The following is a 9998-nucleotide window of genomic DNA, read 5'->3' on the forward strand; positions in this document are numbered from 1 at the left end:
CGGGAATGGTCCCGATGCAACCGAAGGAGAACTACCATGGCCACCACGATCGCAAACCTCACCACCAAGGCCGACGGCTCGATGGAAGGCGTCTTTGCCACGCTCCGGGTCAACGCCCCGATCACCCTTATCCCGAACACCAACAAGTCGCGCGAGGACGCGCCCGACTACCGGATCGTCAACAAGCGCACGGGCTTCGAGATCGGAGCCGGCTGGCACCGCATCTCCCAGCGTTCGGGAGAGGAGTACCTCTCGGTCAAGCTGGAAGCCCCCGAGATCGGCGTGATCTTCGGCAATCTCGCTCCCGCCCCAGGTGGCGAGGAAAACAAGAAGGTCATCCTCTGGAACAACCCCCAGTGAGGCATCGGTGGCCTGCCCCCTCGAGGGGCCGGCTTCCCCGCCGGCAAAAAAAATAGGAGGCCACGATGAGCCGCTACACTATCACCGTCACCGGACAGGGCCGATCAGACCCCGACGCCGTCATCGGCTACGACCCACCGCTCCGGACCTATTTCCTGCAGGCGTTCCCGCACGAGGAGACCGACGACCCCGCGCTCTGGCTTGGCACCCACGATCATGCCTTCGAAACGCTTGGATATCTTCGCCACGCCGCCATCGCACACGGCTACGATTTCATGCCGCTGCCGCCCGAATTGGCCGCAAAGCTGGTCGACGACAAAGCGGCCGCCAGCGGGCGCCCGGAGCGGGACGGCATCCTCGGGGAACGGCTGAAACACCCCAACCAACCCAAGTAGGCAAACGCAAAAAAAGGGCCCGCGACGGATTGCTCCGTCGCGGGCCCTTTTTTTGCGCGTCGCAAAAGAGCCACGAACATCACCCGTCGCAGCATGCGACAGCGACTCCAAACCGCCGACTATTCCTTCGGGAGTTTGTGCTTATGAATGCGGATATAATCCTGCACGGCCTTTCGCAGCAGCTCGGTCATGCTGTGCCCGTTGCTGATCGCCAACAACTTGAACTGGCGCTGCTCCACGGCCGTCAGATAGTACCCGCAGCGAACCATTTCCTCCTCGCGAATCTTCTTGCCGGCGATGGGATCCTTTTTCTGACCCTGTCGCAGCAGCTTGCGAAAATCGGGCCCGACTGCCGGGGACGGCTTTGTCGGTGCCTGCACCTGTGGCGCAGCTTGCTCCTTGGTCCCTGATGTCTCGACCTTCGGTGTGATGAACATGCTCGGCAGCGCCGGCGGCTGCGTGGAAATCGCCTTCATCATGCGGGCTTTCTTGTCGTCACCGGGTTTCGGCGCGGTTTCTTCACTCATGCCGCATTCCTCGTGGCTTCGATGAAAGTTTGCAGAAGGTCGTCGAAGACTCCTTCGCTCTCGGCAACCGCCTTCGCATCGGGCACCGCGGGGCTGTAAAGGGTCTGCCCGGTCTGGAGGTCGCGATAGGCAACGCGGTTGTGCAGGACGTGTTCTGCAATCGGCGTGCCGTTGGCCTGGATGATGGCGCGCAGTTCCGTCAGGGCTCGCGCCCTGCCATCGATGATGGTCTGCTTGGTCAGCACGAATATCGCAGGCAGCGGTCTACCCCGGCTCTCGACCGCCAGCGGAATGTAGTGGTCGGTGATCTGGATGGCGGCGGTCACATCGTCGAGGGCAAAATAGACCGGCACGACGACAATATCGGCCGCGAAGAGTCCGGCCATGAGGTTGTCATTCGTGGTGCCTTCCGTATCGATCAAGACGACGGAGCGCTCACCGTTGTGAGTGGCTGCGGCGTCGAGGATTTCCTGCGGGGTCATCGCGCTTACCAGCTGGAGCCTGTCAGGACGATTGCCAGCTTCGCCCAGCATCTGGAACCAGCGGTTCATATTCTGCCGCCGGTCGCCGTCGATAAGAGTGACCGAATAGCCGCGATGCAGCGCGACGGATGCGAGGGTGCGCAGCAGCGTCGATTTGCCAGTGCCGCCCTTGGGGATCGCAGCGGAGATGATCATGGGGGGCCTCCTTCCGGGCGTTGTCTCCTTGTCTCCGTGTTAACATGGAAACAAGTCATCATGGACACATGGATTAATGTCACGGTCGAAACATGGTGACATAGTCAACGCGGCAGACCGGTTTGGCAACCCAGGCGCGCATCGTAAAGGCTCGATCACAGCCGCAATTTTTGCGCGCTGCTATCTTCAGTGAGGAGGAGATCCGGTGGGCCGATCCCCGCCTGCGAACCGCTCGGATGTCTCCATGTTAACATGGAGACAAGTCCTCACCGCATCATAGACACATCACAACAAATCACGATGGAAACATCACGACGTTGCGTACCGGCGGTCTGGAGTGAAAACTGGCTAGTTGGAGGAGGGGCGTCCGCGGCCGTTTTCACCGCCCTTCCCCTGTTTCTACTGGCAGGATAGCCTATTTTGTGATACACAAAAATAGGAGCGCGACCCTGGCGGGCCTTAGCGCCCGCAAGCGGGCTTGAGAGATGGATGCAGACGCCCAGAGAGCTGTGGTGAAGAGCGCGTCACGACGCTATGGCGAGGTGACGCACATCCGGTTTTCGGGTGACGAGCTGGCCGGCCTCAAAGCCATTGCTGAGCGGGACGGCGTAACTGTCAGCGAGGTGGTCCGGCGTCTGGTGCGGGCAGAGGCGGGGCACCTGCCTATCGCGACAGAGGCGTTGCGGCCGGCGATCGTGGACATGACCGATCAGCTGCGACGTGTCGGCGTCAATTTCAATCAAGCCGTGCGCGCCATGAACGACGGCCGCGTTGCCCATGATGAGGATCTTGAGCTGGCGTTGATCGCCGTGGGCGACCTTGTGCGGCAGTTTCGCGATGAACTGAAAACGATGACCGTCGAGTCTCGCAAGGCGAGGGAGGCCAGGCCATGAGCGGTCGTCTTGCTGGCTACGCGGCCGAAATCGAACGCTATCTGCGGGGCGCTGCCGGCGTGAAGCGTGAGGAGCTGGACGACGACAAGTCCGCGACGAGCGGCGGACCCCTCGGGCAAGGACAAGCCGGCTCGACGCTAGCTGGCGGCAGGAACGCCCCTCGTTGGTCGCAGGCAGGGACAGGAGTGGCAGGGAGCTCCGTCGCCAGCGGGGCTCCGAAGTCCACTGCAGCTGCTGGCTCACCCAAGGCCGCTAGCGCTCCGATCATGGTCTATGGCGCCACGCTCGCCGGTTTCCGGCCGGAAGAGGAGGAGGAAGACTGGAAGCGGCGCGGCGGCGGCGGCCGTGGTGCGGGTCGCGCGAGCGCTACAGGACGAGCGGCGCGGGTCGCCTTGCAGGCACGCGCCGTGGCGGCACGGGCAGGCTATGCGGCGGGTGCGCAGCCTGCTGTGTTCAAGGTCATGCCCAATCCGCCATCGACCAACGAAGCCGCCGGTCGGCTGCTTAATTACATCGGGAAGCGCGAGGACGAAAAAGGCGAGAAGCACGACATCGAGATTTTTGACGAGGACGGGCAGATCCTTGCGACAGGAGGCGCACGAAAAGCGTTCCTGGAGACGTTTTGCCAGACGTTCGAACCGCCCCTGGAAAACACCAATTTTCTGGAGGTTCGTTTCAAGCTCGCCGGCGGGGTCACCGACGCCGCCTTGAGCGAGGCGTTGAACAAGGCCCTCGGCGCAAAGCCGTTCATCTATGCACAGGACGGGCAGACGGTGGAGGCTTACGCACACACCGATGAGCGGGCGGGGCCGCTCGCCAAGGTGCTTGCGGGCGGTCGGGAGAATTCGCGCAGCAAGGCGCTCGACAAGATCGAGGTGCACTTGTCCGAGGCCATGGGCGCCGCTGGCGTGGTCGCCAAGGCAGAGGTAACTGTGGCCGTGAGCCGTGAACCCAAAGCGAAATATTTCCTGCAGAAGTTCATCCGCACCCACAACCAGGTCCGCAACGCAAATGGCGAGCCTGTGCCTGGGGCGAAGAATGCCACCAAGGCGGCGGCTTCTGTCTACGAACAATGGCGCCCGCAGTTTTCGGGGCGTGAACGCCGCAATGCCTATCACCTGCTTTTCTCGGCAAAGGCCGGCACCGATGCCAACGCCGTCATGGCTGCGGCACGCGCCGTGATGGAGGAGCGAGCGCCAGGATACAAGTTCGTCCTGGCGCATCACAAGGACACCAAGCACGTCCATATCCATGCCATGGTGCAGGCACGGTCAGCCGACGGCGAGCGCCTGAAATTCTACAAGCCAGATCTGGTCGCCTGGCGCGAGACCCTTGCGGAAAAAGCACGCGAGAACGGCATTGCCATGGTGGCGACGCGGCGCATGGATCATGCGATGACGCGACCATTCACGAAGGAGCATGCCGGAGCTTACGGCCGCGCCCAGAGCGATCCGCGCTACCAGGTCAGCGCCAGGACGATCGAGCGAGTGGAGGCCAAGCGGCAACGCCGTATCGATGGACAATCCCTTGTCGTGAACGGCGATGCAATCGCTGCCGCATGGCAAAAGACTGTGACGACGATGCGGACCGCGGGCGTAGTCGGTCAGGCTCTCACGGCAGCGGAGTCGATCGGCAACAATTTTCTGCAGTTCCGTCGCGATCGGGCAGGGGAGGGGCAGCCAGGTCCTGGCGCGGGTCGTGGGACTGATCAGTCGGGGCAGGAGTCTTTCCTGTCCCATCCCGGTATGAGAGAATTGAATGCACTGATAGGAGATTTGAACATGGCGCAAACCCCCTTGGAAATGCGGCGTCAGATGGCCCGCGTCAATCAGGCTCTCGACCACATGCGCGAGACGCTGCCGCCGTCGCATCAAGGACAGTTCGAACAGTATCGTGAAGAGGTCAACGACAAGATGCACGACCGTCTCGCGCGGCTGCAATTCGAGCGGCAGCAACAGCGTCGTGGTGGTGGCGAGCCGCTCCCCGAGCGCGAGGCGCGAGGGCGAGACCTTCCAACTCGCGACGATCCGCGCGAGCCAGAGCAGCCGCGCACAGGCACCGAGCAGGAAAAGGTGAAAGCCAACCAGAAGGATGCGAACAAACAGACGGCTCAGCAGGCTGAAGAGCAGGACCGCAAGACGCAGCGCTCGAACGATAACGATTATGAGCGCTGAGCAAGGGCCAACCTAGCGTCTGGCGCGGTGGTCAATCAAAACGCCGCATTCGTCACAGAATGATCAGGCTGCAGGGCAGTTGGACGAAGGCACGAAGTGGCTTCGTCGAAAGAAAACGAGATATAGCTCGGGCTGCCGTTGGCCGGTGCGGCACAAAACGCCGGACAAACCAGAATCAAATGTACTTGCGATAGTCGGAACTCACCTGTCCCTCGCTGATATATTTCAGCACTTCTCCGACCTTGCGCGCTGCCCTGATGGGGATTGGCAGCTTTTGGTTCATCTGGGTGGAATTCCAATTGATTTTGGTCAGCCCGAGAATCTCGTTCGCGATCTGGGCTACCGTGCTGTCGCTGGACTTATAGGGACAGATCAACAGAGGCTTTGGATCATACATACCGGGGTAGGTCCCGTAGTAAGGAATGCTGCCGTTTGTGTAGAGCAGCCCTTTACCATCGAGTTCCACGAACGTGCCGCGCATAACAGGGTAGTTGCCATCGCGAAAAACCTTCACAAACGACGATTCCTGCACCCAGACCAAATCGCGCAGCTCGGTCCCTACCTCGTCGAGAGCTTCAAAAATCCCGTCGGCCTCTTCGTCGCGAAACTTTGATGTTTTTAGAACGATGACGCGCGCCGGATAATTCATATGATGCTTTTTGTACGCAGCGAGCGCGTCGGCGATGAGTGACTTTGCATCGTCTTGCGTGAGGTAAGGATGCCTTCCCCGACTCTCGGTTTGTGCGCCCTTTCCTTTGAGAATGAACCCCCTGCCTCGCTCGTCGAACATTTGAGCAGCGCTCGTAAAAAGCTGCTGGCCACCAGCCTCGCGGTAGAAGCTGACGCCGATGTAGCAGGCGGAGAACTCGCCTTCTTGCGGAGCCCGGCGCCATGGAACGCGCCCTGATCCTTTGTAGTAGAGGGTGGTGAGCAGATTCCATGTTCGTCCCGCTTGGTCCTGTATCTGACGGGCACTGCTCTCCTTGATCTTGAGAGGAATGACGGCCCGCTCGTCGAGCACATCTTCCCACACGATCTGAATGGGAAACCGGAAGTGCATCGCTTTCGCTTTGAGCAAGCCGCGGAAGTTAGGGGCATCCGAGCCTCCGCTATCCTCCTGCTCCACAGTAGCGTCGGAATCGACCTTGGCGTTCCAGACGCGCTCGATGAGTTCTACGGGAAGAGCGATGATCGCGACGTCGGGCCGACTGCTGCCCTCGTCGAGGGCCTGCAGCTGCTGGATGATCTCATCCACAGCCATCTCGACGGCTTTGCCGTGATGCGGCTCTTTCCTGATTCGCTCGATGCGTGCCTGCGGAATAGCCGCGACGGCGCCGTCGGGAATCTCGAACCGACATCGGAAAGGATTGCGATTGCCAAGGCCCGGAAAGGGCGGATGCATGTTGGGATGTTTTTCAGACTTCCCGGCAAACCCGACGCTGGCGGCATCAAGAAAGTTACGGGCATCTTCAATGGTCTTCTGGCTGCCGATGACCGCGATGTTGATCACGTCGCCAAAGGGCGTCTGCAGCGGACCGGCCTCGAAAAGTCCGAGGCGAGGATCGGGGTGTTGATGTTGGTTGCCAAATTCCAACAGGGGCTCCTCGAAGATCTTAGTTTCGAACTTCATGCGAACCTCAGCAGTTCTTGATTGCTCTCTTCGTCATCACTCGCCTTCTTCTGCGCACCCCAAACGTCTTCGGGCACCTTGGTGGGGAGCTTTACCGTCGGTGGATCACCAAATGTCAGGCGCGGATCAGTGCTGGCGATGGCGAAAAGATCGTCTGCATTGCGATCCGCTTCGGTGAGGAAACGATGCCACATGATGACTTGCCCCCGCAGCGATGCGCTCTTATCCAGCCGCTTCTTCCCCGCAAGAAGCGCGCTTGGGTAGGAGTGTGGAATGAAGCCGTTGGTGGTGAAGAAATAGGTTGGATTGATCACCAGGAACCACTGGTCGTAGAGGAGTTCGAACCGCGGGACGAACGCGTGGTGCCTCACAAACTCGACGCGAGCAGCGTCAAATTTGTTGCGAACGACATTGACGACGTCTGCCTCAGCCTTCTTCTTCGAGGCTTGGTAGTGATAGGCGCGGGACTCGTTCTCGACGCGAGCCCTGAAATAGAAAAGCCTGCCCTCTTTGTCCCACCCGAGGTCGGCTCGTATTTGATGCCGGAGAGTTTGGGCCAGCAGGAAAGCGAAATTGTTTCTCTCGTCGAGGTCCTGGTGGAACGCCAGATGTTCCACTTCAATAGCCTCCACCTGATCAAGGTCGACGATTTGATCGCACGATGAAGTTCGCGGATCGTGGAACGACCAGAATGCACTACCTTTGATCGCCCAATCAAATCGCGCAGGCTCCTCTGCCGCCAGCAGCATCGCCGTGGCTTGCTTTGCGGTGTATGCGGTAGTCGTCACAAACACCTCATCCGGAAGGGCCACAGGTAATATGTTGACGAGCGCTTCCTCACCGCCGCCAAGCGGTGGAACGAAGTAGCCGAAGCCGGTTTTGGGAATTGTAAGAGCAGCAAGCCTGTCGACAGCATTCGTGTCGAGCACATCCTGCTGTTTGTCGAAGCGCAACCGCCGCTCGCCCGGCCCCGTGCCTCCAAGGACTTCCTTCCAATAGTAACTCTCGTCACTTCTGCGGTAGAGAACAAGAATGATTGGCAGATTGGCACCGCGCCAGTACGCAAGGTCTTCGCTCCGTAAGAGATAGGCGAAGCCGTTCGCATCCTCCGACGTGTACGTGCTGGACTCGGTTGTCTTGACCTGAACCGCAATCATTCTGGCGGAGGGCTGCCCCTCTATCATCACTTCGGCGATGCCATCGATTCCCGCTTCGAGCCGCGAGCGCACGTCGAATTGGAATCCCATCGTGAGAAATCGCAATTGAACCGCAGTCTCGCCGATCTGGCCGAGGAGTTGATTCGGGGTGATAGTTTTTGCCATATTCGCACTATAGAACATTATGCGAACACGCCCCATGAGATTCTTGTTTTCGCCCGCTTTTCACAGGGCGGATAATTTGCGAGCCTGCTTACTGAGGCCTGTGCGGAAGCGCGTTCGCAGTAAACGGTCATACGCTACACCAATAAAATCGACATTGTGGATGTTGAAGCGGACACTGAGAGAACCGCTACCGTCACAGAGTGTCGTCACGCCTGTGAGCGGCTTCGTTGGCGTCAGGGACAAGAGTTATGTCGTCGAGCGGAACTAATCCTCGGACAGTGTAGCGGAGCTCTCATCGCGACGTCAGCGGCTGTTCAGACAAGAAGTGCTTTCCCCTTTGCGAACTCACGGACTGGGCACTTGGCGATCTCATTTCGCGAAGCGCGGTCTATGCGGGTTTTGCGCTTGAACTCGATTGAGACCTCGGCACTGCCCGAAACGCGCGGCAATGTCCTCCGCCGCAATGACGTGTGCGACAAGGTCACGGTAGACAATGACCTCTCCGCCGCATCGGAATGCTAGCCTACCCATCGACTACCTCAGGCAAAGTATCTTCGACGATGCTGAGATTTCGATCGAAAGTCTCGGTGTCGGATGCGTTGGCGCGCAGAGACCGCACCTTGTTCAGGATGGCCGCAACCGCCGCTTCTTTGTCGGGCGCTATGCATGTTGTCACTGCTTTGGCCGCCAAAGCGGTAAAATCTATGGCGGCATAAGCTGGTACGGCTGTAGCGTCTGTTGCTTTCAGCCGGTCTTTTGTCATTGCGCGCCGGCTTGGAGGCGGTGCTATGCGGCCTGCTTTTGCGGCAAATGTCGCGCCGCGCCGGAGGCGGGCCTGCAGGAGACCGGAGCGGTACGCCGGCGCTGTCGGGACAATCGTCGAGACAACAGGAGATGGAACGACCGCAGAAGCTTCCAATGCGGGGCTTTTGGTGCGCGAAGCGTCGGTAGAGGCGGGCAGGGGCATGAACGCGCGTTTGGCTAGCTGACCGTCGGTGAAATAGAAATTGCGGGTGCCGAGGATCGGCAGTTCGCCGCGAGGCAATATGATGACCTTGTTCTTGTCGAGCGTGCGGATTTCATCTGGCCGCATCAGCGGCCGCCGCACTTCCTTGCGGTGCTCCGAACGCGTGTAGTAAGTGTCGAACAACGTTGCCTTGGTGCGCGTCACGTCCTTTTGCACGTCCGACGTTTCGCCGAGCTGCTCGGAAACGTAGCGCAGATCGTCGGCGTCCTGCGCGCCGAAAAAGATCTGCACGCGGGCAGCGTTGATGAGCGTCTTGCGCCCTTCCTGGCGATAAATCTCGTCTACGGCCTTCAGTGACTGCACGAAAAACCACATGGAAACGCCGTTGCCGCCAAGCACGCTCGCCATTTCGGTCACGTTCTCGAGCTTGCCAAGGTTCTGAAACTCGTCGAGCAGCACAAGCACTGGATGCTCGTCCGGACGCGGCATAGTTTCCGACATGAAGTTCATCATCTGCGTGATCAGGACGTTGAACAACGGTCCAAGCGACGTGATCTGCTCGCGCCGTACGTCGAGATAGAGAGAAATCCGCTCGCGCTTGAGTTTGCGAATATCGAACGTGCTGCGCGAGGTAGCTCGCATCAGGCGCTCGTTGAGAAAGGGAGCCATGCCGGTCCGCACGCCGGCGTAGATTCCGGAAAACTGCCGCTCAGACATTTCGAAATATGGCAGCAGGGTTTGCAGCGTAAAATGCGAACATTCGCGGCGGCGCTCCTCGCGCAGAGAGCCGATGAACTCCAGGAGCGGCTGCTCGGCACCGTTCATAATCTCGAGGATTGTGGAGAAGGTCTTCTTCTCGTTCGGAATCGCAGGCGATTCCATGACGAAGGACGCGATGCCGGTAAAAAGGAGGCGGGCATCGTTGACCCAATAGGGATCCGCGTTCGAAGGGGGGCGCGGAAACAGAGCCGCAGCGATGTTGCGAAGGTCGATGTCGCGCTGTGCTGAGTCCAGCGAGATGAAGTCCATCGGATTGTAGCATGCGGTATTGCC

Annotated in this window: 9 protein-coding genes; 4 read left to right on the top strand and 5 right to left on the bottom strand. The window is 59.7% G+C overall.

Features of this window, described 5'->3' with window-relative positions; translation table 11 throughout:
• Positions 1 to 36 precede the first annotated feature (36 nt).
• Both FFS37_RS35190 and FFS37_RS35195 read left to right on the top strand, forming a co-directional pair.
• On the top strand, positions 37 to 360 hold the full coding sequence (locus tag FFS37_RS35190; RefSeq protein ID WP_006205585.1) for a DUF736 domain-containing protein: 324 nt from the start codon (positions 37 to 39) through the stop codon (positions 358 to 360).
• Positions 361 to 425: 65 nt separating this feature from the next.
• Positions 426 to 755 (top strand): hypothetical protein, encoded by a 330-nt coding sequence (locus tag FFS37_RS35195; RefSeq protein WP_137935493.1) that lies wholly within the window; start codon positions 426 to 428, stop codon positions 753 to 755.
• A 119-nt stretch (positions 756 to 874) separates the two neighbouring features.
• Here FFS37_RS35195 and FFS37_RS35200 read toward each other — a convergent pair whose 3' ends face one another.
• Together FFS37_RS35200 and FFS37_RS35205 are read right to left on the bottom strand one after the other, a co-directional pair.
• The gene (locus FFS37_RS35200; protein WP_137935494.1) at positions 875 to 1282 is read right to left on the bottom strand and encodes a hypothetical protein; all 408 of its coding nucleotides are present in this window, start codon (positions 1280 to 1282) and stop codon (positions 875 to 877) included.
• On the bottom strand, positions 1279 to 1959 hold the full coding sequence (locus FFS37_RS35205) for a ParA family protein (RefSeq protein WP_137935495.1): 681 nt from the start codon (positions 1957 to 1959) through the stop codon (positions 1279 to 1281). The genes FFS37_RS35200 and FFS37_RS35205 overlap by 4 nt, the downstream gene beginning before the upstream one ends.
• A gap of 485 nt (positions 1960 to 2444) precedes the next feature.
• Here FFS37_RS35205 and FFS37_RS35210 point away from each other — a divergent pair, with 485 nt between their 5' ends.
• Together FFS37_RS35210 and FFS37_RS35215 are read left to right on the top strand one after the other, a co-directional pair.
• Positions 2445 to 2852: a MobC family plasmid mobilization relaxosome protein gene (locus FFS37_RS35210; protein WP_137935496.1), complete on the top strand. Its 408-nt coding sequence runs from the start codon at positions 2445 to 2447 to the stop codon at positions 2850 to 2852.
• Positions 2849 to 5026, top strand: a complete 2178-nt coding sequence (locus tag FFS37_RS35215) for a relaxase/mobilization nuclease domain-containing protein (protein ID WP_137935497.1) — start codon at positions 2849 to 2851, stop codon at positions 5024 to 5026. Before FFS37_RS35210 ends, FFS37_RS35215 begins: the two co-directional genes overlap by 4 nt.
• 175 nt (positions 5027 to 5201) lie before the next feature.
• On the opposite strand, the gene FFS37_RS35220 is transcribed toward FFS37_RS35215, so the two are convergent.
• The 3 genes from FFS37_RS35220 to FFS37_RS35230 all read right to left on the bottom strand — a co-directional run.
• Positions 5202 to 6656, bottom strand: a complete 1455-nt coding sequence (locus tag FFS37_RS35220; protein ID WP_127416224.1) for an argonaute/piwi family protein — start codon at positions 6654 to 6656, stop codon at positions 5202 to 5204.
• Complete coding sequence (locus tag FFS37_RS35225) at positions 6653 to 7996, bottom strand: DUF4365 domain-containing protein (RefSeq protein WP_232375917.1); 1344 nt, start codon at positions 7994 to 7996, stop codon at positions 6653 to 6655. Before FFS37_RS35225 ends, FFS37_RS35220 begins: the two co-directional genes overlap by 4 nt.
• A 505-nt stretch (positions 7997 to 8501) precedes the next feature.
• The coding region (locus FFS37_RS35230) for a type IV secretory system conjugative DNA transfer family protein (RefSeq protein ID WP_137935498.1) at positions 8502 to 9998 on the bottom strand (1497 nt) is incomplete at its 5' end.

The organism is Mesorhizobium comanense (assembly GCF_005503535.1).
Taxonomy (GTDB): domain Bacteria; phylum Pseudomonadota; class Alphaproteobacteria; order Rhizobiales; family Rhizobiaceae; genus Mesorhizobium; species Mesorhizobium comanense.